20 protein-coding genes are annotated in these 26,545 nt (G+C 73.4%); 11 read left to right on the forward strand and 9 right to left on the reverse strand.

What is annotated here, in order from left to right; all coding sequences use genetic code 11:
* From C1701_RS21350 to C1701_RS21390, 9 genes are all read right to left on the reverse strand, one after another.
* Positions 1 to 1,200, reverse strand: coding sequence for a glycosyltransferase family 4 protein (locus C1701_RS21350; RefSeq protein ID WP_103056499.1), 1,200 nt, complete (start codon positions 1,198 to 1,200; stop codon positions 1 to 3).
* Entirely contained in the window at positions 1,197 to 2,378 is a 1,182-nt protein-coding gene (locus tag C1701_RS21355; RefSeq protein ID WP_337661870.1) for a lysylphosphatidylglycerol synthase domain-containing protein, read from the reverse strand. The genes C1701_RS21350 and C1701_RS21355 overlap by 4 nt, the downstream gene beginning before the upstream one ends.
* Positions 2,375 to 3,460 carry an endonuclease/exonuclease/phosphatase family protein gene (locus C1701_RS27765; protein WP_337661871.1) on the reverse strand — a complete coding sequence of 362 codons (1,086 nt, stop codon included), beginning with the start codon at positions 3,458 to 3,460 and terminating at the stop codon, positions 2,375 to 2,377. Before C1701_RS27765 ends, C1701_RS21355 begins: the two co-directional genes overlap by 4 nt.
* On the reverse strand, positions 3,453 to 4,484 hold the full coding sequence (locus C1701_RS21360) for a glycosyltransferase (RefSeq protein WP_103056501.1): 1,032 nt from the start codon (positions 4,482 to 4,484) through the stop codon (positions 3,453 to 3,455). Before C1701_RS21360 ends, C1701_RS27765 begins: the two co-directional genes overlap by 8 nt.
* Before the next feature lie 74 nt (positions 4,485 to 4,558).
* Positions 4,559 to 5,575, reverse strand: coding sequence for a UbiA prenyltransferase family protein (locus C1701_RS21365; RefSeq protein ID WP_051313909.1), 1,017 nt, complete (start codon positions 5,573 to 5,575; stop codon positions 4,559 to 4,561).
* A 195-nt stretch (positions 5,576 to 5,770) separates the two neighbouring features.
* Positions 5,771 to 6,889: an NAD-dependent epimerase/dehydratase family protein gene (locus tag C1701_RS21370; RefSeq protein WP_030106101.1), complete on the reverse strand. Its 1,119-nt coding sequence runs from the start codon at positions 6,887 to 6,889 to the stop codon at positions 5,771 to 5,773.
* An 885-nt stretch (positions 6,890 to 7,774) separates the two neighbouring features.
* Positions 7,775 to 8,950, reverse strand: coding sequence for a lysylphosphatidylglycerol synthase domain-containing protein (locus C1701_RS21380; protein WP_103056503.1), 1,176 nt, complete (start codon positions 8,948 to 8,950; stop codon positions 7,775 to 7,777).
* A gap of 1,496 nt (positions 8,951 to 10,446) precedes the next feature.
* Positions 10,447 to 10,650 (reverse strand): cold-shock protein, encoded by a 204-nt coding sequence (locus tag C1701_RS21385; protein ID WP_016698275.1) that lies wholly within the window; start codon positions 10,648 to 10,650, stop codon positions 10,447 to 10,449.
* Between the two features lie 296 nt (positions 10,651 to 10,946).
* Positions 10,947 to 14,405: a lamin tail domain-containing protein gene (locus tag C1701_RS21390; RefSeq protein WP_103056504.1), complete on the reverse strand. Its 3,459-nt coding sequence runs from the start codon at positions 14,403 to 14,405 to the stop codon at positions 10,947 to 10,949.
* Positions 14,406 to 14,629: 224 nt separating this feature from the next.
* On the opposite strand from C1701_RS21390, the gene C1701_RS21395 reads away from it, so the two are divergent.
* The 11 genes from C1701_RS21395 to C1701_RS21445 all read left to right on the forward strand — a co-directional run bounded on the left by C1701_RS21395 (position 14,630) and on the right by C1701_RS21445 (position 26,025).
* Positions 14,630 to 14,965: a hypothetical protein gene (locus tag C1701_RS21395; RefSeq protein ID WP_051313911.1), complete on the forward strand. Its 336-nt coding sequence runs from the start codon at positions 14,630 to 14,632 to the stop codon at positions 14,963 to 14,965.
* Positions 14,966 to 15,482: 517 nt separating this feature from the next.
* The gene (locus C1701_RS21400) at positions 15,483 to 16,481 is read left to right on the forward strand and encodes a substrate-binding domain-containing protein (RefSeq protein ID WP_030106098.1); all 999 of its coding nucleotides are present in this window, start codon (positions 15,483 to 15,485) and stop codon (positions 16,479 to 16,481) included.
* A 49-nt stretch (positions 16,482 to 16,530) separates the two neighbouring features.
* Complete coding sequence (locus C1701_RS21405) at positions 16,531 to 18,048, forward strand: sugar ABC transporter ATP-binding protein (RefSeq protein WP_030106097.1); 1,518 nt, start codon at positions 16,531 to 16,533, stop codon at positions 18,046 to 18,048.
* Positions 18,048 to 19,070, forward strand: a complete 1,023-nt coding sequence (locus tag C1701_RS21410) for an ABC transporter permease (RefSeq protein WP_026418675.1) — start codon at positions 18,048 to 18,050, stop codon at positions 19,068 to 19,070. Before C1701_RS21405 ends, C1701_RS21410 begins: the two co-directional genes overlap by 1 nt.
* Before the next feature lie 46 nt (positions 19,071 to 19,116).
* On the forward strand, positions 19,117 to 20,202 hold the full coding sequence (locus C1701_RS21415) for a zinc-dependent alcohol dehydrogenase family protein (protein WP_026418676.1): 1,086 nt from the start codon (positions 19,117 to 19,119) through the stop codon (positions 20,200 to 20,202).
* Positions 20,199 to 21,509 (forward strand): DUF4380 domain-containing protein, encoded by a 1,311-nt coding sequence (locus C1701_RS21420; protein ID WP_051313912.1) that lies wholly within the window; start codon positions 20,199 to 20,201, stop codon positions 21,507 to 21,509. Before C1701_RS21415 ends, C1701_RS21420 begins: the two co-directional genes overlap by 4 nt.
* Positions 21,510 to 21,578: 69 nt before the next feature.
* Positions 21,579 to 22,367, forward strand: coding sequence for an SDR family NAD(P)-dependent oxidoreductase (locus C1701_RS21425; RefSeq protein ID WP_051313948.1), 789 nt, complete (start codon positions 21,579 to 21,581; stop codon positions 22,365 to 22,367).
* A 46-nt stretch (positions 22,368 to 22,413) separates the two neighbouring features.
* Positions 22,414 to 23,229, forward strand: coding sequence for a FadR/GntR family transcriptional regulator (locus C1701_RS21430; protein ID WP_026418678.1), 816 nt, complete (start codon positions 22,414 to 22,416; stop codon positions 23,227 to 23,229).
* Positions 23,226 to 24,371, forward strand: coding sequence for a galactonate dehydratase (dgoD, locus tag C1701_RS21435; RefSeq protein ID WP_026418679.1), 1,146 nt, complete (start codon positions 23,226 to 23,228; stop codon positions 24,369 to 24,371). The genes C1701_RS21430 and dgoD overlap by 4 nt, the downstream gene beginning before the upstream one ends.
* A 65-nt stretch (positions 24,372 to 24,436) precedes the next feature.
* Positions 24,437 to 25,084, forward strand: a complete 648-nt coding sequence (locus C1701_RS21440) for a bifunctional 4-hydroxy-2-oxoglutarate aldolase/2-dehydro-3-deoxy-phosphogluconate aldolase (RefSeq protein WP_026418680.1) — start codon at positions 24,437 to 24,439, stop codon at positions 25,082 to 25,084.
* Positions 25,081 to 26,025, forward strand: a complete 945-nt coding sequence (locus C1701_RS21445) for a sugar kinase (protein ID WP_026418681.1) — start codon at positions 25,081 to 25,083, stop codon at positions 26,023 to 26,025. Before C1701_RS21440 ends, C1701_RS21445 begins: the two co-directional genes overlap by 4 nt.
* Positions 26,026 to 26,545 lie beyond the last annotated feature (520 nt).

Genomic DNA, 26,545 nt, shown 5'->3' on the forward strand with positions numbered 1-26,545 from the left:
TCACGACCTCGTCTCGTGTCGGTCAGCTTGGTGGGCGGGAGGTTCCCGCCGGCCCTCGACGGCGGGGGGTAGCAGGGAACGGAACAGGTTCTCGTAGCGGTCGAGGCAGCTCTCGACCCCGAACTCCTGGCGCGCCCGGTCGCGGCCCGCCTCCCGGATCGCCGTGTCCCAGGTGAGGGTCGATCGGAGGGCGTCCCGCAACGCCGGGACGTCGCGGGGCGGCACGATCTCGCCCATCCCGGTCGCCAACACCGGGAAGCGGCCGCCGGGGAGGTCGGTGGTCACCGAGGGCACCCCGCACATCATCGCCTCCGCCTGCGCGATGCCGAAGGACTCGGCGACCGAGGGCAGGGCGAACACGTCCACGGAGGAGTAGAAGTCGTTGATCTCCCGCCCGCGCAGCAGGCCCAGCACGCGGATGCGGTCGTCCCTCGCCGCCGCCGCCCGGACCATGTCGATCACGCTGCCACCGGCGACGGTCTCGTAGTCCCCGCCCAACAGCAGGCGCGCGTCGGGGTCCTCGATCTCACCGAAGGCCCGCACCAGGTACTCCAGGCCCTTGTCGGGAACCATCCTGCCGAGGAACCCGATGTGCGGGCCGGTGGTCTCCCGGTACCCGGGCTCACCGCCGGACCTGTCCAGGCACGGAGCGGGGATCGCGGTGAGTCGGGCGTCGGTCAGCGTCGGCCACTGCTCCGAGTGCCTCGCCTGGTCCTCGCTGTTCACCACGACCGCCGTCGAGCGGCGCAGCGCGGTGCGCACCGACCGGCGCACCACCCCCGTCGCGATCCTGTTGACCAGGCCGGGTGGCAACCACAGGTCGATGTGGTAGGTGCTGACCACCGGGACCCGGAGCCGGGGGACCAGGACCGCCGCCGACTCCAACATGGGCAGGTGCAGGTGCAGGACGCGCGAGCGACGCGCCACCCGCCGCACGGTGGAGGCGAAGGACGGGCTGACCGTGCCCCGGCCCACCGTGGCCACCACCGGTGTCCGGTGGACGTCCACACCCCCCAACCGCTCCCGCGTCGGCAGCGCCGGGTCGTGGCGGGCGGCGACGACGGCGACCCGCCACCCCCGCTCGGCGAGCCCCTCGGCGACCACTCTGGCCACCTCGGTCAACCCGCTGACGTAGGGCGCGTAGTAGTTGACCGCCACGCACAGGTCGTAGTCGACGGCCGGCGACGGAGCTGAGGTCACGAGGCATCACTTCCCGAGGAGGAGATCGAGGGGGGAACGCGGCCGGCGGAGGGGACCGCGACCACGGGGGACGGCGTCCGCCTCGCCCGCCGGCGCCCCGACCAGGAGCTGTGGGCGAAGAGCGTGACATCCGCCAGAGCGAGGAGCAGCCGGCTGATGGTCGCCACCACCACCGCCGCCGGCACCGGGAGGCACGTGCTCAACATGAGGACCAGCACGCCCTCCCGGACCCCGAGGCCGTCGGGCACGAGGAAGGCCAGGCTGCCCGCCACCATCGCCAGGGCGAACCCGCCGACCGAGGGCAGCACGGCGGCCGCCGGGTCCGCTCCGAGCCCGACCGCGAGCACCCACACGTGCGCGCCGGTCACCAACCAGGACAACACGCACAACCACACCGAACGGCGGAGCGGGGCCAGTGGTACCGGCGCGAGCCGGGCGCGCACCGCCGGAACGCTGGTGGCCAGGCGCGTCGCCAGCCGGAGCAGCCACGGGGTCAGCAGCAGCACCAGGACCGCGCAGGCGACGGCGCCGAACACCAGCCACTCGTCCTCCCACCGGGCCGCCGCCACCGGCAGGGCGACCCCGGCCCCGGTCGCCACCGACACGGCCAGGTACACGCCGAAGGCCGCCGTGATCTGCGCCGCCCTGATCCCGAGCCCGGCCGCGAGCTGGGCCTGGAGCACCACCGACCACATCACCCCCGGTACGTACTTCCCAATCGCGCCGGCCGCGAACAGCCGAACCGCGTCACGCGCGGACACGGGACCAGCCAGCGCCACCAGCGGTGCCCGCCACGACAGGGCGGTCACCACGACCCCGAGCACCACGGGCACGAACGCGGCGGCCAACAACCCGGGGTGGAGCGCGCCGAGCGCGGCCCCCAGCTCGTCGCGTTGCTCCACGATGCCGTGCCCGACGAACACGGCGGCGGCCAGCAGGATCCCCACCGTCACCGTGGTCCGCAGCCAGCGCAGGCCCGCCAGTCTGGTGACGGTGGCGAGCAGCGACGCCACCAGCGTCCTCGGCCCCTCGTCGTGCCGGGCGGGCGCACTGGCGCCGACGGCGGGACCTCCGGGCCCCGCCCCGTCCGTCTCCCGCTGGGGGTGTGGTGCCGACGCGACGGCGGCGCCGTCAGCCTCGAACCCGGCGATGTCCCGGGCGTCGCGGTACCCGCTCACCGGTCCCCTCCTACCGAGATGCGCGCGATCTGCACGGAGTGGTCGGACAGGCCCGCCGGGTCCTCCAGCCGGTAGTCGTGGGCCACGACGCCGTTGCGGACGAACATCCAGTCCAACCGCCACAGCCGGAGCGCGGAGCTCAGGTCCCAGGACACCGGGTGCACCGAGGACCCCGCGTCCGCGGCGTCCTGGCCGAGGTCGCGGATCCGGCGCAGGTCGCCCATGGCCGGGGTGGTGTTGAGGTCACCCCCGATCACCCCGGGGCGTTCGTCCCGGGTCGCACTCGCCCGCAGCGCGTCGTAGGCGGCGACCCGCCGCTCGTCGCGGGCACGCAGCGTCCGGTAGAACTCGCCGGACAACGGGCTCAACGTCGGGTCCATCTGGGCCCGCACGTGCACGTTGTAGGTGGACAACGCGGCACCTCCCGGAGCGGCCACGTCCACCCGGAGGACGTCGCGGTGACCGACGGCGGGCACGTCGAGGACGGGGAGCCGGGACAGCGTGACCAGGTGGCCCCTGATCACGATGTCGTAGTCGGGGAAGCGTGCCTCCAACGCCGCCTCCTCGTCGATCGACACGATGCGGCCGTCCACGAAGTCCAGGTACTCCTGGAGGAGGTAGACGTCGGCGTCGAGATCACGCAGGTGCTGGTAGAAGTCATCGGAGTCGTCGGTGCGATCCCAGTACTCGGTGTTCCAGGACACCACCGTCACGGTCGGGCCGGCCGGGTCCCCGGGGCCGGGCGTCAGCACCCCCAGGGTCAGACCGCTCTGCGGCACCGCCGCGACCAGGCCGACGAGGGCCACCGCGAGCAGCCGCCAGCCGCCCCGTACCAGGGGCACCGCGAGCGCGAGCGACGCCGAACCGACCAGGTAGGCGATCGGCGGCACCACCGAGAAGGCCAGCCAGACGTGCCACCGGCCGGACACCACGAGGTTGAGCAGCACGAAGGCCGTCCAACCGCAGGCCGAGACGCCAACCAGCGTTCGGAGGACGTGCCGCGCCCGCCCACCCCCGCCCGCGTCCGGCCCGCCGCCGCCCGGTGGCGGGCCCGGGTTCCGCGTCAGCACCGCGTCAGCCACCAGCCACCCCCTCACGCAGCGCATGGCTCACCGGCCGCTCGCCCGCCGGCCGGTAGCGCCGGCGGAAACCACGGGAGGTCACCCAGCGCAGGACCCCGCACCCGGCGGCGGCCGCGGTGGTCACGTTCATCAGCCAGTGCAGCGGTACCACCGCCGCCAGGAACCGGGCACCACCGTGGCCGAGGGCGGCGCGGAACAGCGCGCGATCGCAGAACGCGAACGCGGTGAACAGGGCCAGCGGAACCGCGGCGCCCGGCCACCCCAGGAACAGCGGGAGCGGGGCGGAGGCCAGGGACAGCGCGGCCGATCCGACCGCCACCGGCCGGTAGGCCGTGTCCCGGGTCGACGGCCGCGCCCCACCCGGCCGGGCGAAGAGGGCCACCAGCGGCACCGACCGCGTGAACTGCTTGCGCAGCAGGACACCGAGCCGGTCGTCGTCATCGTGCCGGCCCAGGACCTCGGGGCTCAGCACGATCCGGGACACCTCGGCCATCCGCGCCCCGTACTCGACGTCCTCGGTGGAGCGGAGGTTCTCGTCCAGCGGTCCGACCTGGTCGAACACCGACCGGCGGATGGCCCCGAGCGAGAAGAACGCAGCCCGCACGTCCCCGGCGCACCGACGACGCCACAGGTGCCCGTGGAACACCTTGTACCGCTCGACGGCACCGTCGTCGACCAGCGGCACCGAGTCGTAGATGCCGCACACCGACCCGACGTCGGGTTCCCGGCGCAGCAGCTCCACCGCCGTGGCCAGCGCGTCCGACGCCAGTTCGACGTCCGAGTCGAGGAAGAAGAGCACCTCCCCCCGGCTGGCCGCCACACCGGTGTTCCGCGCCGCCGACACCCCCTGGTTTGGGGTGCGGATGACCCGGCAGTCGAACCGGCTCGCCACCGCCACCGAGTCGTCGGTGCTGCCGTCGTCGACGACCAGCACCTCCACCCGGGGGTAGGTCTGCCCGAGGACCGCCTGGAGGCAGCGGCCGAGGGTGCGCGCGTAGTTGAAGTTGGGGATGATGACCGACACCAACGGCGTCCAGTCCGGTGCGCCCCGCCCTGGATCGGGGGCGGCTCCTCCCGGCGGCGCGACCCGCCCGGCGCTCACAGGGCACCCGCCACGACGAGCACCGCCAGCCACAGGCCGGCGTTGACGACGGTCGGCACGTCCCGGAACAGGTCGGATCCCGGGTCGCCGCCGGTCCGCCGCACCGTGACGAGCTGGAGGTACCGGAAGACCGCGAAGGCCGCCAGCGGGAAGGTGAGGACCACCAGCGCCGAGGCCGCGGCGGTCGGACCGAACCCGACGAAGTTCGCGTAGCTGAGCAGCGCCGCGGCGAGCGTGACGACGATGACGTGGTCGAGGAACGTCACCGAGTAGCTGGCCAGGGTGGGGCGGTGCGCCAGCGCGGCCGGGTCACGTTCGACCAGGGTCAGCTCGTGGCGGCGTTTCCCCACCGCCAACAGCAGGCACGCGCAGTACACGCAGATCATCAGCCAGGGGTCGATGGCGGCGCCGACCGCCAGCGAACCGGCCACCGCCCGCAGGACGAACCCGGTGGCCACCACGGAGACGTCGACGAGCGGGCGGTTCTTGAGCACCAGGCAGTAGGCGAGGTTCAGGGCCAGGTAGCCGCCGATCACCAGGGACACCGCCCACGGGAGCAGCAGCGACCAGAGGACCATCGCGGCGCACCCCGCCGCGATGAGGAACCACGCGGTCGCGGTGCTGACCCGGCCGCTGGCGAGCGGGCGGTTCCTCTTCACCGGGTGCAGCCGGTCGGCCTCCCTGTCCCGCAGGTCGTTGAGCACGTAGACGGTGGAGGACGCCGCGACGAAGGCCAGCACCGTCGCGAGGAGCGGCCAGAGTCCGGGCAGGACGGCGGCGGGTGCGGTCAGCAGTGGGGGGAGCACCACCACGACGTTCTTCACCCACTGCTTGGGCCGGACCAGGCGGAACAGGTCCCGGGGCCCGGCGCGCCCCGATCTCGCCGGGGCCAGCGGTGCGCTCCCCCTGGCGGAGGCGTCGCCGGTCGGGGGCGGGGTGGAGGGCGGATCGACGTCCCCGGGTCGGGGAGCGGGCAGCGTCGGGGTCTGGTTGGTCTCCAGTGCGTGGTCCACGCGGTTCCTCTCGTCCGGTTGTCCAGTCCCCCACCGGAGGTGGGCGGTCCGGGGCTGGCCTCGGTCGCGCGGCATCGTCGCCGGGCGAGGGAGCGGTGTTCGGGAGCCGATCAGGGGTTGGCGGAGCAGCACGCGGCGCACCGGTCCGGGGAGTCCGGCCGGCGTGCCGGTGAGGCCCCCGTTCGGGGGGTGAGATCAGAAGAAGGCCTTGGCCAGGCGCAGCGCGCCCTGCTTCCACGGGTCCCGGTGGGTCCGCCCGGTGCGTGTGACGGCGTGGTCGGTGGCCCGTCCGCGCCACCACTCGTAGGTGCGCAGCAGGGTCTCCCCGTTGCTGTACCGGGGTTCGAACCCGAGCACCCGGCTCGCCCGGCTGGTGTCCACGTAGGAGTCCCGGACGAGTTTGTGCACCAACCGCTTGTAGACGGGGGAGAGGCGGAGCGCCGCCAGCCCTCGGAGCACGGCGACCGCCGGCAGCACCGGCACACCGACGACCCGCCCGCCGTGCCCGGCCGCGTCCAGCACGCCCTGGAAATCCTCCCGCAACGTGCCGAACCTCGTGGCACCAACATTGAACGTGTCGTTCACCGTGGCGTCCGGCATTCGTAACGTCGCGCGCACCACCGCGCAGAGATCGTCGACATCCAGCATTTGGGCCCGTTTTCGCCCTCCTGCTGGGAGTGGAAATGACCGGCCCTCGTCCGCCCATTCGAAGAGCATGGAAAACAGGCCGAGACGTTCCTCCCCGAGAAAGGTTTTCGGGCGCAGGACCGGTGCGCACAACCCGGAATCCCGTTCTCGCTCGACCAGGATCTCCGCCGCCCTTTTCGCCTCGCTGTAGGGGTCGACGGGGCGGCACGGGTAGTCCTCGGGAGTGGGGCAGTCCTTCGGTAGCCCATACACCGCGGTCGACGACACGTGCACCAGTCGGGGGACACCGGCGGCCCGGACGGCGCGGAGCACCGAGTCCGTGCCGTCGACGTCGACGGACCTGATCTCGGACGCGCGGTGGCTCGGGAGCGCCGCCGCCGCGTGCACCACCGCATCAGCTCCGCTGAAAATCCTGGTCAGCGTGGTGGTGTCCCGAATGTCCGCCGTGTGGAATGTCGCGCGGTCCCGGGTCCGGGCCGGTGCTGGGCGCAGGTCGACCCCCACCCACCGCACCTCGGGCCAGTCCTGCGCGACCAACGCCGTCCCGAGCATCCCCGCCGCCCCGGTGACGACGACGCGCCGGGGTTCCGCGGCGGCCCCCGGTTCCCGGGCCCCCCGCGTCCCCACCTCGGCGGAGGAGTTCTTCTCCGTGTGTCCCGACATCATGTGCCCTCCAGCTTTCCGGACGTGCTCCCGCCACGTCGGACAGCCCGAAGGGGTTGGCAGCGCCGCCAACTCGCCGAATCCGGGGTGTCCGAAAAAGGGAGACGGTGATCGGCGGCGGTGCCGTCTGGAATGTTCCGGACGGACACTAACCAGTGCTGAATGCGGGTGCAAGGAGTTTCCGTCGGCGGTCCGGAATTGCGCGGTTGGGATGAGTTGGGTGGCCTCCGGAACGCCTACTCGAGGGGGCCGAAGGGTCGATCGATCCTTAAGTGCCGCTGACGCCATCCGGCGGACACCCGCGGCGGCCGGACCCGTCGATCGAGGGGAAGCGCGCCGGAGCGGCCCCCTGGCGCGGTGCCTGGCGCCGGCAGGGCGGCGGTCCTCCCCGGCGGCTCGCGCCGGGGGCGCCACATCCCCGGTCGGGTGTGGCCGGCTGGTCATGTCCCGCCCGCACCACAGGGCAGCCGTGATCTGCTGGGCTCCGTCGCCCGTCGCCCGTGCAGCATCAGGACCGTCACACCGGTAGCGGGTCCTCCGACGCGGGAGCGCGGACGGCGGGCCCCCGCCCTTCCCGAGCCGGTGCCGTGGAGCCGGCGGGCGCGGCGCGACCCCGAACGTGCCGCCGGACGATCAGGGCTGGGCGGGACGGGTTGGTGACCGGGGCCGGGCGCCGGGGGCCCGCTCCGGCGGCGGGTGACGCGACGGCGCGGGCGACCAGGCCCACCGAACCGCCCCGCCGAACCCGGCGGAACACCGGTCCCGGCCGCGTGGTGCGGGCCCACCTGGTCGAGGGCGGGTCACCGCCGACCCGCTCCGACTCGCCGCGCGGGACAGGGACGGGTGAGCGACGCGGTTCCGGTCGCGTCGCCGGAGGACCCGCCAGGCTCAGGGCGAGGTCCCCACCGTCGCCGGCCGGCTGGGCAGGGCACCCCGCCGGGCATCCCGCCGGACGGACCAGCTGCCCCACAGGAAGAACACCACGTCCGCGAGGACCAACAACACCCGGCTGGCGGTGGCCACCACGACCGCCGCACCGAGCGGCAGACAGGTGGTGAGGAGCGCGACCAGCACCCCTTCGCGGATGCCGAGGCCGTCGGGAACGACGAAGGCGATGTTGCCGGCCACCGTCGCCAGCGCGAAACCACCCACGGCTGGCAGCACCGCCTCGACGGGATCGGCTCCCAACCCGACGGTCAACACCCAGAGGTGCGCGCCCGTGACCAACCAGAACAGCGCGCAGATCCACACGCCTCGGCGGAGCGGGGCCACCGCCACCGGCACCAGCCTGGACCGCAGTGGGCGGAGCCGGGCGGCCCACCGCAGGCAGAGGGCCAGCGACCACGGGATGAGCACGAGGGCCGCCGCCGCACCCGCCAGCCCCCCGAGCAACACCAGCACCCCGCCGTCGAACATCAGCGCGGACACGGGGAGCGCCACCAGGATCCCGGCGGTCAGCGAGACCATGAGGAACGCGCCGAAGGCGGCGGTGAGGTGCGTGGCGGTGACGCGGTGGCGTGCGGCCAGCGAGGCCTGGAGCACCACCGACCACACCAGGCCGGGCACGTACTTGCCCAACACCCCCACCGAGTACAACCGAACGGTGTCCCGCGCTCCGAGCGGGGTGGACAGCGCCTGGAGGGGTTCACGCCACGCCAACGCCATCAGGGCCACACCGAGCAGGGCCGGGAGGAAGGAGAGCAGCAGGACCAGGGGGCTGAGGTCGCGCGCCGCGTCCCCGATCTCACCACGCTGGTCCCACAGCCCCCGCGTCACGATCACGGCGGCGGTGACGAGGATCGCGAGGGTGATCGTCGCGCGGACCCAGGGGAGCGCGACGAGCCGCCGCAGGGTGTGGGCCGCGTGACGCGCCCTCCCGGCTGGCGCGCGCGCCTCCTCCTGGCCGGGGGCAGCCGTGTCCGGCCCGGCCCCGTCGTTCGACGGCGTCGCCGGTGCCCCGCCTCGCTGGTCCTGAGCTGGTTCGCCCTCCGGAGCCACGCGAACGGCGGTGCCGGCGGCCGGTTCGCGGTCCGGCGAGACCGGTTCCTTGGTCTTCTCGGTCATCGGTGCTCCTCCAACGCCACGGTGGCCGACCGCCCACCGTGGTCCGACGGTCCTGCGGTGCGGATCGGGTTGAACGCACGGAACTCACCTGGGATGCGCCGCCCCGGTCGCGGCCGCCGACCCGGGGGCACGGGCGAGCCGGGGACGGGAGGCGGGCCTGCTCGCCAGCGGCCTGACCGTCGAACTCGGGGGCGGAACCGTCTCCTCGCGGAGGAACCGGGCCGGGCCGGCCGTTGGAGGAGGGCCACGAACCGGGACGAGGTCGCCTCGCGGACGTCTCGGCAGTGCTCGGCCCGTGCCCGGTGCCGGTGGCGGCACCTCTCACGGGCGGAGTGGGACCGGCCGCGCGGTGTGCCGCGCCACGGCGAGGAGGTGGACTCGTCCGGCGGCCCACCAGCAGAGAGAACACAACCGGTCGCTCCTCGCCGAGAAACGTCCCCGCACCCGGACCGGTGCGTGAGAACAGGATTGTTTCGCTTCCCACCAGTTTTCTCGGCGGTCGCCTCTTCGGAACTCTACGACTTCCGCGCGGGAAGGAGGTAGTCCTCGTCCTGGTGGTGGGAGTGTCACGGTCGGTGGACGTGGGGGGAGGCCGGACCGCTGGCCGGGGATGGGGTGATCGGGGAAGGCCCATGCCCCCTGTCGCGTGGATGTTCGCCCAGGTTAGAGTCTTGCCGTGTCCGTCGAGGCCTTCGTGACCCGCCACCGGGAGCGCCTCCCGCCGCCGGCGGGAGGCGCGACACGAGCCGCCAGGTGGTGACCCGGAGTGACGGAGTGGGCGTCGTCGTGCCCGGCGAAATGAGACGGGAAATGTGTCGTCCGGACGGGTGAAATAGTAGAACGGGGGCTGGCGGGAACGCCGCCGTTGTTCCTTCTTTCGGAGGAGAGAACTGGCGGCCGGGTGCATATCGTGTTCGTTTTCCCCGCGCTCCGGGGTCGGATCGGGACGTGGCCGGTGAATCACGTGGTCGCACCTGGTCGGCGTGCCGGGACCGGTGGCGGACCACGCGTCCTCGTGCCGCCAGGGGTCGAGGTCGTCCGCGCGGTCCCCGGGGATCGTCCCGGCACGGTGGAGGTGGTGCCAGCACCACGTCCGGTCGCCCCCTCCGCGACGCGGACGCCGGGGAGCGGCGTCGTCGGACCGGATCCGGTGTCGGCACGAGCCGTCTCACCCGAGGCCGACCGCCCCGCCCCCGGGGCCGGGACTGGCGGTCCACGGGCCGGGCTGGGCGCTCGCGATCACCACGCGCGAAGGCCACCGGCCGTGGGGACCCGTTCCGGGACGGGCCCGGCACCCCCCGGCCGCCTCTCGTCCCCGGGCCTGGCGCGGGGCACGGACGCCCCGAGGCCGGACGACGGCAGGTGGCCCGAGCTCAGGCGGGCTCGGGGCGAACGAGGAGCAGTCGCGGGGCGGGGATGCGGCTACGAGGTCCCCGGACACGGCGAGGGCGCGCTCCCCCGGGGGGAAACGCGCCCTCGCCGTCGTTGACGAAGCCTCAGATGACGCTCACGCCGGTGGCCTGCGGGCCGCGCGTGCCCTGGCCGACCTCGAAGCTGACCCGCTGGTTCTCCTCCAGGGTGCGGAAGCCGTTGCCCTGGATCTCCGAGTAGTGCACGAAGACGTCGGGACCGCCGTCCTCGGGGGCGATGAAGCCGAAGCCCTTCTCGGAGTTGAACCACTTCACGGTGCCCTGAGCCATGCCTGTCTCCTCTGTGGATGGCGTGTACGTGTCGCCGCCGGTGCCGCGACCCGGGTCGTCTCAGACGGGAGCGTTCCCCGACTCTGCCTTGAGGAAAACCACATGCCCACCACGACGTTTCGCGAGCGCGTCACACGAACACAAAACGACGACCGACGACAGTGAATCACATCCACCTCCCGACCGCCCGTCGATCACCTCGCGTGTCGGCCTCCCGGCGGTCCGGGAACCGCGCCGCCGGGAGGCGCGGACGGGGGCTCCCCGGTGGCCGGGGAGCCCCCACTCGCCTCTCCGGGTCAGCGCCCGCCGCTGGTGGTGAACCCGCGGACCGCGGAGCGGGCCGTCACGCCCTCGGCGTCGCTCACCTCGGCGAACCAGGCGTAGCGGGTGCCCTCTCGCAGCCCGCTCCACTCCAGGGCCGCCTCCCGCCCCGACTCGGTGGGGACGGTGCCGATCTCCGCCACGGGCCTGAGCAGCCCGAGACCGGTGGTCTCCACCTTCCTGGGGGTCAGGAGGTCGACGTCCAGCACGAACTCGTCGTCGGCGTCGCCGTAGCGGCCCTCGCCGTCGTACTCCCACGAGTTGTGCTCGCCCAGCGACGGGGAGTAGGTGTTCACCGCCATCCGCCCGGCGTCGGCGTCGAACTGGAGCAGGCGCAGGAACCCGGTCCTGCGCTGCCCGTCCACCTCGAACGCCTGGTAGTCGGCGAGCATCTCGACCACGGTCCGGTCACCATCGCCGACCTCGTGCTGGACGACGGTGGACACGCCGTGGAAGTGGCCGGACAGCACCAGGAACACGTTGTCGTGCGGTTCGACGAGCTCGTCCCAGAAGACGTCGCCCTGGGCGGTCCACCGCCCGTTCTCCCGGGTGGCGCGCTCGCCCTCCGGCCGCAGGTACTCGTGGGTGCCGAGGATGACGTTGTGGTCCGGGTGCGCCTCGATGACCCGACGGGCCCAGGCGATCTCCTCCGGGTCGGCGAAGTAGCCGACGCTGAGCATCAGGAAGTCCAGCCCGCCGGCCTCGACGAGGTCGTAGTGGCTGCTGTTGTCGCCCTCGCGCCACGACCCACCCCACCACGGCTTGTCCTCGTAGCGGTCCGGCCCGAAGTACTCGTTGTACAGGTCGTTGGTCAGGCCCCACTTGTTGTCGTGGTTGCCGGGCAGGATGCCGTTGGGCAGGCCCGCGTCGTCGAGCAGCCGCTGAGCGTCGGAGGCGAACTCGAACTCGTGGCGGGCCCGTTCCTCGCGGTCGACGCCGCGGATCCAGGTCTCGATGATGTCGCCGGTGTGGAACGAGTAGTCGATCTTCCTGGCCTCCTGGTTGGCCACCAGCCAGGAGTTGATCGCCGTGTAGGCCTCGCGGAAGTCCTCGGCGAGGAACTGGGTGTCCGTGACGTGCGCGACGGAGAAGTCGTACTCGTGGGGGTTGGCGAACTCCTGGTTCGGCTCCTCCGAGCCACCGAAGGACTCACCGGTCCGGGGGCCGTCCTGCACGAGCAGGTTCACCGTCCGGCCCCGGACCATGCTCGACACGTCAACCCGGCCCAGCAGGCCGATCTCCTCCCCGTCGACGCCAGCCCCCGCGTCCAACAGCGTCCACTGCCCGGCGCGGTGGTCCCACGCCCTCAGCTGGAGCTCGTTGCGGCCGCTGGAACGCCCCGACCAGCTCACGTGGAACTCCGGGACGTCCCGGAGGTGTTCGCCGACGACCAGTTCGAAGCGCTGGAAGGGGAAGTCACCGGAGCGGTCCTCGCTCACCAGCGGTTCGGCACCGGGAGCCCCGGGGACGTGCGGACGTCCCACCCGCTCCTCCCCAGGAACCCGGAGGACGCTCGGGGGAGCCTCGGACGTGGCGCCGGTGAAGGACTTGGTGGCCGAGTCCACCACCGGGATTACCGGGGCGCCCCGGAAGGAGACCCGCATCGTGTCGCCGTTGGGGTGGTGCACCCGGCTCGTCAGCTCCGCGTCCCGGTCCACGACCGCGCCATCCGCCGGTCCGCCCAGCTCGGGCGTCCAGGGCCGGGCCCGGGTGTCCAGCTCCACCGGCTCCAGATCGGCCGGGTCGGGCACCGCCGGGTCCCGGGGCTCCGGGGTCACCAACTCGCCCGGAGTGCGGGGCGCCTTGGCGAAGTCGGCGACGTTGTCCCCGGTCGAGCGCGCCCGCTGGTAGCTCTCCCCCTCGGAGGTCAGCAGCGAGTTGTGCAGGGCCAACCCGAGCACGCAGGGGCTGGTGACGTCCTGGTACCCGAAGTCGGCGGTGCGGACGTAGGCACCGGCGGCGTCGACCAGCCGCTCGTCCGCGTCCTGGAGCCACACGCCGTAACCGTCGTCGTTCAGGCTCGTCGGGTAGGTGGTGTCGGCGACGTCGGCGAGCTCCGAGCCGGCGCGGGCGGCCAGGAAGGTCTCACCGGGGGCGAGGGTCGTGCCCGCCGGGGCGGTGAACTGCGGCGTGGTGACCCGACGCCCGGTGCCGGCGCAGCGGTGCAGCGACCACCCGTCGATGCTCACCGGCTCGTCACCGTAGTTCGCGATCTCGACGAAGTCGTCGTTCGTGCCACCCGGACCGGCGTTGGCGAACTCGCTGATGCGCACCGGGCCGAACTCGAAGGGCTCCTCGACCAGGTCCTCCGGGTCGTGGATGACCAGCTCGCCGGGTGTGCGGGGTGCCTTGACGAAGTCCGCCCGGTTGTCCCCGGTGGAGCGGTGGCGCTGGTAGCTCTCGCCGTACCCGTAGTCGAGGGTGTTCGGCAGGCGTTCGCCCTGGGCGCAGGCGCTGTCCAGGTGGTCGTAGACCGACACCGCGTCGACGATGGCACCGTCGGCGTCCTCCAGCAGCGCGCCGAAGCCGGCGTCGTTGAAGCTGACGCCGTAGCGCGCGTCCGGGTCCTCCACCGTCGACGCCGAGCCGGCCCGGCTGATCACGTAGGTCTCGCCCGGTTGGAGGACCTTCTCGGGCAGCGGGTCCAGCTGGCGGGTGCCGGCGTCCCGGCGGCCCGTGGCGGTGCACCGGTAGAAGCTCCAGCCGGTGATGTCCACGGGCTCGTCCCCGAAGTTGGCGAGCTCGACGAAGTCGTCGTTGGTGCCGCCGGGCCCTCCGTTGGCGACCTCGCTGAACAGGACGTCACCCGGGCGCGCCCCCTCGTCGGGAGTGGTCGCGTTCGGCGCTCCGGGTGTGCGGCGGGCGGCGATGAAGTCGGCGGCGTTGTTCCCGGTGGAGGACACCCGCTGCCAGCTCTGCGCCCGCTTGTAGTCGAGCGTGTTCGGGATGTTGGCGCCCTGGGCGCAGTCGCTGTGCACGTGCGCGGGGTAGACGCCGACCGAGTCCACCATGCGGTGCTCGGCGTCCTCCAGGTACACGCCGAACCCGTTGTTGTTGAAGCTGACGTCGTACCGGGCGTCCGGGTCCTCGATGGTGCTGGCGTTGCCCGACCGGGTGATGAGGTAACTCTCGCCGGGGGCCAGTCGGACGCCGTCGAGCGGCGGCACCTGCGGGCTGCTCACGTGCGCGCCCTCCCCGGAGCAGCGGAACACCCACCACCCGGTGAGATCGGCCTCGGCGTCGCCGTAGTTCGTCAGTTCGAGGAAGTCGTCGTTCGTCCCTCCGGGGCCCCCGTTGGCGAGTTCGCTGATCCGGACGTCCGGCGTGCCGCCGGCGCTGGCCTGCTCACCAGGGGCGATGACGACCAGGGGGATCGCCAGCGCGGCGGCCAGTGCCGCCGGTAGTGGTCGTGGAACTCCGAGCCGGCGGCTCATGTGTGCTCCCTTGGCTGCGGAAGTGCGCCGGCCCGTGTCGGCGGCGCGCTGACAGCTGCCAACCCTCGACAGCCCGGGTGAACCGTGGCGCGGTGGTCGTTGATCAGGTGGTGAACGGCCGGCTAACACTCACGCGGTTCACACATCGGATCGGCGGTGGCACCGGTCGGGTGAGCGGTGGCCCCCGCCGTTCGGGGCGGTGGGGGAGGGGCCATCCTGGGGAGGTGACGGGATGGACGCCGGAGACCGACCAGTTGGGTGCGTTGCTCGCGGGGACCGCCGAGCGGGCACGCGCGGGGTTCCACCGCCGGAACGGGCGGCTCGGAGCGTCCTCGACGGTGCACGCGGTGCGGCTCCAGCGGTGGGTCGGTGGTGTCGAGGTCCCCGCTCCCGCCTGCCACGTGGGGAGCGGGACCTGGGACTTCACCACCTTCCACCCGACGGGGGACGGGGTGACGTGTCGGCGCTGCCGGCGGTCCGGCGCGGTCGGGGTCACCGATCTCGTGTCCCGTTCGGCCCGGCAGCTGAGCTTCGACGACGCCCAGGACTCCCTCTTCTGAGACGCCCCGCCCCCGGCCCTCCGGAGGGGGCGCGGACGGGGTGCCGCGCCGGACGAGCCCCGGCGGCGCTCGCCGTCGACTCCTGGCGCTCCCGCCGTGCGCCCGCCGCGGCGGACCAGCTGAGCGCGCGCTCCCCGTCGTGGCGGAGACCTCGGACCGTGGGGACGCCCCGCCCTCGGGGGCGCCGGGACGCGTTCCAGGGCTGCGGTGCCCCCGGTGTCCCGACCTGGCGGTCGAGGGCGAGCCGGCCCGCCGATCGGGTGTCCACCGCGCGCCGCGGCGCCCCATCGTCCGCGCGCGGTCGGCGGACGCGGGTTCCACGACGCCGGATGACGTCGGGCCCAGCCGGCGGACCTCGGACCCGGCCGCCGCTCGCCGCTGTCGGTGACTGATCCACGACCTGCGGTGACAGTATTAATTAATTAGTATTTTTTCTTGACCTGGTGTCCGTTGGCGGCCAATACTTCCCCGCAACCGTGGCACCGGGGCCGCGGACGCGAGGTTCGAAGGAGAGCCGATGACGACGATCGCGAGGGGCCGCCGACGGACGGTGTCCGCACTGGTCGCCCTGCTCGCCGCGACGCTGGCCCTGGCGGGCTGCGGCACCAGGATCGGGGAGGGCGGCCGCTTCGGTGTCGTCTACATGGACGCCCAGGGCTACTACGCCGGGGTCCGCAAGGGCATGCAGGACGAGGCCGCCGAGGCGGGTCGCAGCATCCAGCTCCTGGAGCTCAACGCGCAGGGTGACGCCTCCCGCGAGAGCACCTTCGTCGACACCGTGAGCTCCGCCAAGGTCGACGCGCTGGTCCTCTCGCCGGTGTCCGAGACGGCCTCCATCCCCGCCATCCGGCTCGCGCACCGCAGCGGCGTGCCGGTCATCTGCTACAACACCTGCATCGCCGAGGAAGCGGCCCAGGAGTACGTCACCGCCTTCATCCTCGGTGACCCCGTCGAGTTCGGCCGGCTCCTCGGTGACGCCGCCGCCGACCACTTCCTCGCCGAGGGCATCACCGCCCCCAAGATCGGCGTCGTCAACTGCGAACAGGTCGAGGTCTGCGTCCAACGCCGCCTCGGCTTCGAGGAAGCCCTCTTCGCGAAGGTCCCCGACGCCGAGATCGTGGCCAACCAGCAGGGCTCCACCATCGACGAGGCAGTCAACGTCGCCGAGCGGATCCTCACCGCGCACCCGGACCTCGACGCGTTCTTCGGCCAGGCCGGCGGCGCGACGCTCGGGGCGATCCGCGCCGTGCAGGCCAGGAACAAGGTCGGCCAGACCGTCGTCTTCGGCGGCGACATGTCCACCGAGGCCGCCAACGCCCTGGTGGACCACAGCATCCTCAAGGGCAACGTCGACATCTCCGGCATCGCCGTCGGCCGGATGGCCGCCGAGACCGCGCAGCGCGTCCTCGCCGGCGACGAACCGGAGGAGTTCGTCCTCCCCGCGCCGATCGAGCTGTACACCACCCCGGAGGACGGCCAGGAGTGGCTGGAGAACCACCCGGACGGGCTGCCCTGACCCGGACCCCCAGTCCTTCCCCGCCTCTCGCCAGAGATCGGAGCACGTGGTGACCGACAACGACGTCCTCGCCGCCCAGGCGAGCAACGTGACCAAGGAGTACCCGGGAGTGCGCGCCCTCGCCGGCGCGGACTTCGAGATCCGGGCCGGCGAGGTCCGAGCGCTGCTCGGCCGGAACGGCGCCGGCAAGTCCACCCTGATCCGCATGCTGTCCGGTGTGGACGTCCCCGACTCCGGGGACGTGCGCATCGGCGGCACCCCGCTGGGCGACGGCGGCGTCCGCCGCGCCGCCGAACTCGGGGTGTCCACCGTCTACCAGGAACTCAGTCTCGTCCCCTGGATGACCGTCGCCGAGAACCTGTTCCTCGGCGCCTGGCCGCGCCGGGGCGGTCGCGTCGACTACGAGGGGATGCGCCGCGAGGCCTCGGCGGTCTTCGCCGAACTCGACCTGCGGATCGACCCCGACCGGATGGTCGCGACCCTCTCCCTCGCCGAACAGCAGCTCGTGGAGATCGCACGCGGGGTGCGCGGCCAACCCGGGGTGCTCATCCTCGACGAACCCACCTCCGCGCTGGCGGTCAACGAGGTCGAGATGGTCCTCGACGTCGTCCGCCGCATCGCCGGCCGGGGCGTCGCCGTCGTGTACGTGAGCCACCGGCTGGACGAGATCCGCCAGGTCGCGCACAGCATCACCGTGATGCGCGACGGCCGCACCGTCGAAACCGTCCCCGCGCGCGACGCCACCACCGAACAGATCGTCGGCCTGATGCTCGGAGGCGAGACCAGCGCGGCGGAACGGCCCGCGACCAGGACCATCGACCGCAACCGCACCCCGCTGCTCAGCATCCGGGACCTCGTCGTACCACCCAAGATCGAGTCGGTGTCCCTCGACCTGCACGCGGGGGAGGTCCTCGGGATCGGCGGCCTGCTCGGCGCCGGCCGCAGCGAGCTGCTCCGGGCGATCGCCGGGTTCGACCCGCCCCACTCGGGTGCGGTCGAGGTCGAGGGCCGCCGTGTCGACCGCCCCTCCGCCCGGCGCATGAAGGAACTGGGAGTCGGGCTCACCCCGGAGAACCGGAAGGCGGAGGGCATCGTCCCCCTGCTCGGAGTCGACGAGAACATGGTGATGTCCGACTTCCGGGCGGTCTCCCGGGGACCGGCCGTCTCACCGTCCCGGGTCCGCGCCGCCGCCACCGCGCTCGTGGAACGGCTCTCGGTGAAGACCGCGCGCCCCGAGACGCCGATCACCAACCTCAGCGGGGGCAACCAGCAGAAGGCCGTCATCGGCCGGTGGCTGCACGCCGGGAGCCGCATCCTGCTGCTCGACGAACCCACCCGAGGCGTCGACGTCGAGGCCAAGGCCCAGATCTACCGGCTGGTACGCGAACTGGCCGCCGCCGGAGCCGGAGTGCTCTTCGTCTCCGGAGAACTCGAGGAACTTCCCCTGGTGTGCGACCGGGTCGTCGCCCTGCACGGCGGCCGCATCCGCGCGGAGTTCAGCGGACCCGACATCACCCTGGACAACATCCTGGCCGCCACGATGGCCGTGGAAAGTGTGGAGCACTGATGACCACGTCTTCGCAACAGACCCAGCCCGGCACCGCCGCGTCCCCCTCGGCCTCCCCCTCAGCCGGCACCGCCCGGCGCCGACGGCTGAACGAGATCGGCCTGCTCGCCGCGATCGTCCTGCTCTACGTCGTCCTCGGCAGCACCGCCTCCGGCTTCCTGTCGCTGGACAACCAGCTCGGCATGCTCCGCGACGCCGCCACCATCGGCATCGCCGCCTGGGGTGTCACCCTCGTCATCATCGCCGGCGAGATCGACATCAGCATCGGACCGGCGGTGGCGTTCTCCTCCGTGCTCGTCGCCAAGGGCGCCACGGCGTGGGGACTGGGCAGCTGGGGCGGCATCGCCCTCACCCTCGCGCTCGGCCTCGCCTGGGGTGCGCTCGCCGGGTGGCTCGTCGCCAGGTTCACCGTGCCCTCCTTCATCGCCACCCTCGGCCTGTGGAGCGTGCTCGGCGGGCTCGGGCTCTACCTCACCGACGCCCTGCCCGTCGCCCTGCCCGACAACGGGCTGTTCCGCACGCTCGGCGGGACGGTGCTGGGACTGCCCACCTCCGCGCTGGTGATGCTCGTCCTCTTCGCGGTCTTCGCCTACGTCGCCCGCTACACCGCCTACGGCCGCTCGATCTACGCCACCGGCGGCAACGCCGCCGCCGCCCGGCTGGCCGGCATCAACACCGGCCGCGTCAAGATCGCGCTGTTCGCCACCACCGGCCTGCTCTCGGCCATCACCGGCATCCTGCTGGCGGCCCGGCTCGGTTCCGGGAACGGCGGCGCGGCCGCCGGCCTGGAGTTCGACGTGATCGCCGCCGTCGTCATCGGCGGCACCCTGTTGGCCGGCGGCCGGGGAAGCCTGCTGGGCACCCTGCTCGGCGTCGCCTTCATCACCGTCATCGCCAACGGCCTGGTGCTGCTGGGCGTCGACTCCTTCTTCCAGAACGTCGTCCGAGGCGTGATCATCGTCGGCGCGGTCCTGGTCAACGTCGCCATCAGCAACCGGGACCGGGCGGTCCGCACCGTATGACCCCGACGACCACCAGAACCCGGTCACGAGCCGAACGGAGACCGACATGACCGCGCCAGCCACCACCCCCGCCACCATGCGCGGTGTCTACCTGCCAGGCGACTCCACCGCCGTGGTCCGGGAACTGCCGGTACCCAGTCCCGGCCCCGGGCAGCTGCTGCTGCGCGTGGGAGCCTCCGGGATCTGCGGCAGCGACATCGGCTACATCTACCGGGAGCACAAGACCCACCGGGGCCAGGACGGACCCGCCTACCGGGGAGTCGTCACCGGGCACGAACCCAGCGGCACGGTCGTGGCCGCCGGACCCGGCTGCCGCGACTTCGGCGTCGGCGACCGGGTGATCGTCTACCACATCGCCGGCTGCGGGCTGTGCGACAACTGCCGGCTCGGCTACCAGATCAGCTGCACCGCGGACTCCCGCGCCGCCTACGGGTGGCAACGCGACGGCGGTAACGCCGACTACCTGCTGGTCGAGGAATCCACCTGCGTCCACCTGCCCGACGAGCTCTCCCACGTCGACGGCGCCCTGATCGCCTGCGGTTTCGGCACCGCCTACGAGGGCCTGCGCCGGGTGGCCGTCAGCGGGGAGGACGACCTCCTCGTCGTCGGCCTGGGACCGGTCGGCCTCGCGGCCGGGATGATCGCCAGGGGCATGGGCGCCCGCCGGGTGATCGGCGTCGAACCGTCGCCGGCGCGACGGGCCTGGGCCAACACCCTCGGCGTCTTCGACGCCACCGCCGAACCGGAGCAGGCGGCCACCGTCGTCGCCGGGCTCACCGGCGGCAGGGGGGCGAGCACCGGGATCGACTGCTCCGGCAGCCGCCCCGGCAGGTCCACCGTCATCGACAACGCGGCCGAGTGGGGACGCGTGTCGTTGGTCGGGGAGGGCGGCACCCTGGAGACGGAGGTGTCCGACGCGCTGCTCCACAAGCAGTTGACCCTCTACGCGTCCTGGGTGACCTCCGTGCCGGTCATGGCCCAGCTCGCCAGGAACCTCGTGCGTTGGGGGCTCCGCCCCGAGGCCGTGGTCTCGGACCGGTTCCCCCTCGCCGACGCCGACGCCGCGTACCGGCTCGCCGCCGGCAACAGCAGGGGCAAGGTGGTCCTGGTGGCGGACGGGGACGACCGGTGACGGCCGGGCGGGGCGACACCACGCCACCACCCCCGGACACCGCGCGCGTCGAACACGACGCCTCGGGGCCGGTTCCGCTGTGCCACCTGGACAACGGACTGGTCAGGGTGACCCTGGCCCCCACCCTCGGCGGCCGGGTGCTCTCGGTCCGCGTCGACGGCCGCGAGCACCTGTACCACAACCCCCGGCTGCTCGACGAGGACCTGCGGCCCAGGGACGGCGTCCGCCTCACCCCCACCGCCGGGCCCATGTCGGCCTGGAACAACGTCGGAGGCGACAAGACGTGGCCGGCCCCGCAGGGGTGGGACGGCCCCGACCAGTGGGCCGGACCGCCGGACCCGGTCCTCGACTCCGGCGCCTACCGGCTGACCACCCGGGTCGAGGACGGCGAGGCCATCGCCACCATGACCAGCGACCCGGACCCCCGAACCGGGCTCCGCTCGACCCGCACCGTGCGGCTGCCGGCCGGCACCACCGGCTACCGGCTCGACCTGGAGTTCCACAACGTGTCCGACCGGCGGGTGCGGTGGGGGCTGTGGAACGTCACCCAACTCGTCGGGCACCCGCCGGCCGAGGCCGGGCCGGAGGCCGGCGTGTACGTGGGCCTCGCCGGGTCGGGGCGGCCCACCACGGTGGACCTCGTCGCCGGTACCGCCAACCCCGAGGTCCGCCACGACGGCCGGACCGCACTCGTCCCCGCGCAGGACGTGGTGGGCAAGGTCGGCTTCCCCGACGCCGCCGGATGGCTGGCGCACGTCGCCGCCCACGGCACCCTCACCCAGCGGTTCCCCGTCTGGGAGGAGGCCGAGTACCCGGACGGCGGCTCCCGGGTCGAGGTCTGGCTGGAACACCCCCTGGACCGGCCCCTCGACCACCTGGGCGGCCTCCAACCCCGGGACCGGGTCGTCGAGTGCGAGGCACTGGGCCCCTTCACCTGGCTGGACCCCGGCGACCGCGCCAGCCTGCCCGTCGACGTGCGCTTCGGTGCCACCCGGGACGCCGTCACCTCGGTGACCGACGCCGGGTACTGGACGCGCCCGCTCGGGCTCGTCGCCGACCCCGGCACGGGACGGTGGCGGCTCACCGGGGTGTTCGTCCCCGACAGCGTCGGCGCCCTCCGGGCCACCTGCCACGACGGCGGCGGCACCGAGATCGCGGTGGTGGACCACGACGGGCAGCGGCCCGGCCGGCCCGCGACGCTCCCCGAACTCCCCGAGCTGCCCCCGGCGGCCACCGAGATCCGGCTCTCGGTGCTGCGGCGGGCGGACGCGACGCCGGTCGACGTCGGAGTGGTCCGCCGTGGGTGAGAGGGTCGATCGACAACCAACACCGGCCCGGCGAGGACGGGCGGGTTTCCGAAGGACGAGGTGGGACAGGTGAACAGCACACCCCAGGAGGGCACCCCCCGTGCCGGGGAGTCCCGGTTCGCCGGCCGCACGGCGGTCGTCACCGGCGCGGCCTCGGGGATCGGGGCCGCCACCGCGCGCCGCCTCGCCCAGGAGGGCGCCGCCGTCGCCCTGCTGGACGTCGACGACCGGGTGCACGACGTCGCGGCCGCCATCCGCGACGACGGTGGGCGGGCGCTGGGCCTGCGCAGCGACGTCGCGGACGAGGACGCCTGGGACCACGCCGTGACCACAACCCGCCAGTCGTTCGGCCCGATCGGCGTCCTGGTCAGCAACGCCTATACCGTCGACGTCCGGGCCGCCCACGAGATGAGCCGCCAGTCCTGGGACCAGCAGCTCGCCGTCAACCTCACGGGTACCTTCCTCGGAGTCCGGGCCTGCCTGGGAGACCTGCGCGCCCAGCGGGGCGCGGTGGTCCTCACCTCCTCGGTGCACGCCGTCGTCGGACTGCCGGGGAGGCCGGCCTACGCCGCCACCAAGGGCGGGTTGACCTCGCTCGGGCGGCAGCTCGCCGTCGAGTACGGACCCGAGGTGCGCGTGACCTGGGTCCTGCCCGGACCCATCCTGACGGCGGCGTGGGACGAGGTGTCCGAGGAGGACAGGGTTCGCAGCGTCGAGCAGACCGTCACCCGCCGCTTCGGGACCCCGGAGGAGGTGGCCGCCGGCATCGCGTTCCTCGCGTCACCGGACGCCTCCTACGTCACCGGGACGGGACTGGTGGTCGACGGCGGGTGGACGGCCTTCAAGGCCTCCGCCTGACGGCGGCGGCCCGAACACGCGCCGGGACGACTGGAGGACGAGAAGGATGGCCGCCTACATCGGGCGCGGAGTGCACGGGAACACCGTCGAGCTGCTCGGCGTGCGGATCGTCTCCGGCGAACTCGCCGAAGGCGAGACGATCGACCTCGCCGGCCTCAGCGGCGAGCTGGACCTGAGCCTGACCGCGCTGCGGGAGGCGCTGAAGGTCCTGGCGGCCAAGGGCCTGGTGGACGCCAGGCAGCGCCGGGGAACCTTCGTGCGTCCCCGGGCCACCTGGAACCTCCTCGACGTCGACGTCATCCGCTGGCAGTTCGCCGCGGGAGCCGCCACCGCCTTCCTCCAGGACCTCGCCGAGGTGCGGACGGTCGTCGAACCCGCCGCCGCCCGGTTCGCGGCGCTGCGGAGACAGGAGGCGGACCTCGCCGCGCTCGACGAGGCCCTGCTCGCGATGGCCCGCGCCGTCGGCGGGGACCCCTCGGCCGCGGCCGCCGCCGACCTCGCCTGGCACCGGGCCCTCCTGGTCGCCACCCACAACGAGATGCTCATCCGGATGGAGATCTTCATCGAACCGGGGCTGTCCGAACGCGACCGGCTGGTGCACGGCGCCGCCGAGGACGACCCGGTGCCCAGCCACCAGGCCGTCGTCGACGCGATCCGGCTCGGCGACGCGGACGCGGCGGAACGGGCCATGCGGGACCTCCTGGAGAAGTCCGCGTCGGACCTGCGCCGGGTCACCGACGGCCGGTTCGCCGGCGCCGAGCACGACGGGCACCCCCCGGAGGAGCCCTCGACCCCCGAGCCCCGGGACGCGGGGACCCCGTCCTCCCGGCACGCCGACGACCACATGAAGGAGCTGTCGTGAAGATCACCCGGGTGGAGACCTTCCTCGTCGCCCCCCGCTGGCTGTTCTGCCGCGTGGAGACGGACGAGGGCATCGTCGGCTGGGGCGAACCCGTGGTGGAGGGACGAGCCCACACCGTGCGCACCGCCGTCCACGAACTGGCCGAACTGCTCGTGGGCGAGGACCCCCTGCGGATCGAGGACCACTGGCAGCGCATGACCAAGGGAGCCTTCTACCGGGGTGGCCCCGTGCTCTCCAGCGCCGTGGCCGGCCTCGACCAGGCACTGTGGGACATCGCGGGCAAGGCCTTCGACGCCCCGGTCCACCAGCTGCTCGGCGGCCCGGTCCGGGACCGCGTCCGTGTCTACGGCTGGGTGGGCGGAGACGAACCGACGGAGATCGCCGAGGCCATCGCCGCCCAGGTGGAGGCCGGTCTGACCGCCGTCAAGATGAACGGCAGCGGCCGGATGAGCCGGGCCGGCACCGTCGCCGAGATCGACGGCGTACTCGCCCGGTTGGCGGCCGCCCGGGAGGTCCTCGGCCCCCACCGCGACGTCGCGGTCGACTTCCACGGCCGGTTCACCGCCGCCACCGCCCGCCGGGTGATCCCACTCCTCGCCGACGCCCACCCCATGTTCGTCGAGGAACCGGTCCTGCCGGAGCACACCCACCTCCTCGGTGACCTCGTCCGGTCGAGCTCGGTCCCGATCGCCTGCGGCGAACGGCTGTACTCGCGGCACGAGTTCCTGCCAGCCCTCCAGGCGGGCATCGCCGTGGCCCAACCGGACCTCTCCCACGCCGGCGGCATCTCCGAGGTCCGGCGCATCGGCTCGCTCGCCGAGGTCTACGACGCGCAACTGGCCCCGCACTGCCCCCTCGGTCCGATCGCCCTCGCCGCCAGCCTCCAGATCGCCTTCGCCACCCCGAACTTCCTCATCCAGGAGCAGAGCCTGGGCATCCACTACAACGTCGGCGCGGAACTCCTCGACTACGTGGTGGACCGGGAGATGTTCCGCTTCGTCGACGGCCACCTCCCCCGCCCCACCCGGCCCGGGCTGGGGGTGCTGGTGGACGAGGACGCGGTACGGCGGGCCGACGAACTGGGCCACGAGTGGCGGTCGCCGACCTGGCGGCACGACGACGGCTCCTTCGCCGAATGGTGATCCCCCCGCCCGGCCGGGAAGCTCCGGACGGGCACGCACCACCCACAGACACCAGGAGACGCAGCATGAACCTTCTCGACCGCCTCGCCGAGGAGCGAGTGGTGGCGATCGTGCGCGGTCGCGACCCCGAGGCCGCCTACCGCGCCGTCCGAATCCTGTGGGAGGAGGGAATCGACCTGGTCGAGGTGTCCCTCACCGGCGCCGACGCGCTCGCGGTGATCGAACGCCTCGCCCAGGCGCGTGCCGGCCAGGCCGCGCTCGGAGCCGGCACCATCCTCTCCGAGCAGGACGCGCGGCGGGCCCGGGACGCGGGAGCCACCTTCGCCGTCACCCCGGCCATCGGGCCGGGCACGGCCACCGCCATCGAACTCGGCCTGCCCACCCTGGTCGGCGCGCTCACGCCCACCGAGGTGTACACCGCCGTCCAGGCCGGAGCCAGCGCGGTGAAGCTGTTCCCCGCCAGCCACGGCGGCGGACCCGACTACCTGAAGGCGTTGCGGGACCCCTTCCCCTCGGTGCCGTTCGTCCCGGTCGGTGGCGTCGACGTCGACGCCGCGCGCCGCTATCTGCGACTCGGGGCCCTCGCCGTGGGCGTGGGTTCCCCCCTCCTCGCCGGCGCCGCCGACGGGGCCGACCCGGCCGAGATGCGGGTACGCGCCCAGGCCTTCCGGGCGCTGGCCCGCGAGCACGACCAGGGCGGTGGACCCGCATGACCGAGGTCATCACCCTCGGCGAGACCATGGCGGCGCTCCGGGGCACCGGGCCGATGCGCCTCGGCGGAGACATGCGGCTCTCCGTCGCGGGAGCCGAGTCCAACGTCGCCATCGGGCTGTCCCGCCTCGGGCACGCCACCCGTTGGGTGGGCCGGGTGGGCGCCGACCAGCCCGGCGAGCTCGTCACCCGAACGCTGCGGGCGGAGGGCGTCGACGTCACCTCGGTCGTGGTCGACCCGGACGCCCCCACCGGGCTCATCCTGTTCGAACCGCGCGTCGCCGACGTCGTTCGGGTGAACTACTACCGCAGCGGCTCGGCCGGGTCCCGCCTGAACCCGGGGGACCTCGTGCCCGCGCTCACCTCGGGGGCCCGGCTGCTGCACGTCACCGGCATCACCTGCGCCCTGGGACCGGAGCCGCTGGCGGCGGTCCGCCGCGCCGTCGACCACGCCAGGGCCTCCGGGTGGACCGTCTCCCTCGACGTGAACTTCCGCTCCCGCCTCTGGACCGCCGACGAGGCCACCGAGGTCCTGGCCCCGCTGGCCGAACGGGCGGACGTGGTGATCGCCTCCGACGACGAGCTCCCCCTCGTCGCCGCCGGGGCGGGCGACACGGTCGATGCCGCCCAGCGGCTGCTCGGCGCCGGGGTGTCCGAGGTCGTCGTCAAACTCGGAGCCGACGGCGCCCACCTGCACCACCGGGGAGGGACCGAGCGGGTCGCGGCGGTCCGGGTGCCCGTCGTCGACACCGTGGGAGCCGGCGACGCCTTCAGCGCCGGGTACCTCTCGGCCCGCCTCGACGGGCTCGACGCCCCCGAGCGACTCCACCGGGCGGTGCTGCTGGGCGCGTTCGCCGTGGCCAGCGCCGGGGACTGGGAGGGACTGCCCACCAGGTCCGAGCTGCCCCTGCTCGACCTCGCACCCGGCAGCACCGTGCGCTGAGCTGGGCCTCGCCCGACACCTCGCCCGTGCCAGCCGGCCAGTCGGAGCACGGCACCCGCCAGCATCGTCCCGCCGGTGGCAGTGGCACCCGGGGCACCACCGGTGAACCGGAGCCACCCCGACCGTCGACGCGGTCCGCCCCGCCCGGTGGGTGGCCCGAGTCCCCCGGACCCCGGTCACGCCCGGCCCGCTGGTGCCACGGGGACCCACCCCGAGCAGGGGACCTGCTCCGGTCGGGCACCCGGCCCGTTCGGACTACCCGCCACCACCTTGGCGGGCGCCGTCCGGCCCACTGTGGTTTCTTCTGACCGTGGGAGGCTCCTGGTCCGGTCGGCCGGCGGCTCCTCCCGAGGGCCGGGACCGACGAGGACGGACGCTGTCGTCGAGGGCGACGACCCCACCGTTTCCGCACCGTCGGGTCACCCCGCCCACCGGGTTCCCGGCCCCACCGGCGGTCACGGTCAGCGAGAATCGACCCGGGCGGGCGCCGGGTGCCGGCGGCACCGACGGGGCGAAGCAG

This window comes from Actinoalloteichus sp. AHMU CJ021 (genome assembly GCF_002895405.1).
Lineage (GTDB): Bacteria > Actinomycetota > Actinomycetes > Mycobacteriales > Pseudonocardiaceae > Actinoalloteichus_B > Actinoalloteichus_B caeruleus.

What these genes read in the sequence shown, in the direction of transcription:
- C1701_RS21370 (WP_030106101.1), bottom strand. Translation starts at nt 6,889, where the DNA reads ATGATGTCGGGACACACGGAGAAGAACTCCTCCGCCGAGGTGGGGACG.
- C1701_RS21380 (WP_103056503.1), bottom strand. Translation starts at nt 8,950, where the DNA reads ATGACCGAGAAGACCAAGGAACCGGTCTCGCCGGACCGCGAACCGGCC.
- C1701_RS21385 (WP_016698275.1), bottom strand. Translation starts at nt 10,650, where the DNA reads ATGGCTCAGGGCACCGTGAAGTGGTTCAACTCCGAGAAGGGCTTCGGC.
- C1701_RS21390 (WP_103056504.1), bottom strand. Translation starts at nt 14,405, where the DNA reads ATGAGCCGCCGGCTCGGAGTTCCACGACCACTACCGGCGGCACTGGCC.
- C1701_RS21400 (WP_030106098.1), top strand. Translation starts at nt 15,483, where the DNA reads ATGACGACGATCGCGAGGGGCCGCCGACGGACGGTGTCCGCACTGGTC.
- C1701_RS21410 (WP_026418675.1), top strand. Translation starts at nt 18,048, where the DNA reads ATGACCACGTCTTCGCAACAGACCCAGCCCGGCACCGCCGCGTCCCCC.
- C1701_RS21415 (WP_026418676.1), top strand. Translation starts at nt 19,117, where the DNA reads ATGACCGCGCCAGCCACCACCCCCGCCACCATGCGCGGTGTCTACCTG.
- C1701_RS21430 (WP_026418678.1), top strand. Translation starts at nt 22,414, where the DNA reads ATGGCCGCCTACATCGGGCGCGGAGTGCACGGGAACACCGTCGAGCTG.
- C1701_RS21440 (WP_026418680.1), top strand. Translation starts at nt 24,437, where the DNA reads ATGAACCTTCTCGACCGCCTCGCCGAGGAGCGAGTGGTGGCGATCGTG.
- C1701_RS21445 (WP_026418681.1), top strand. Translation starts at nt 25,081, where the DNA reads ATGACCGAGGTCATCACCCTCGGCGAGACCATGGCGGCGCTCCGGGGC.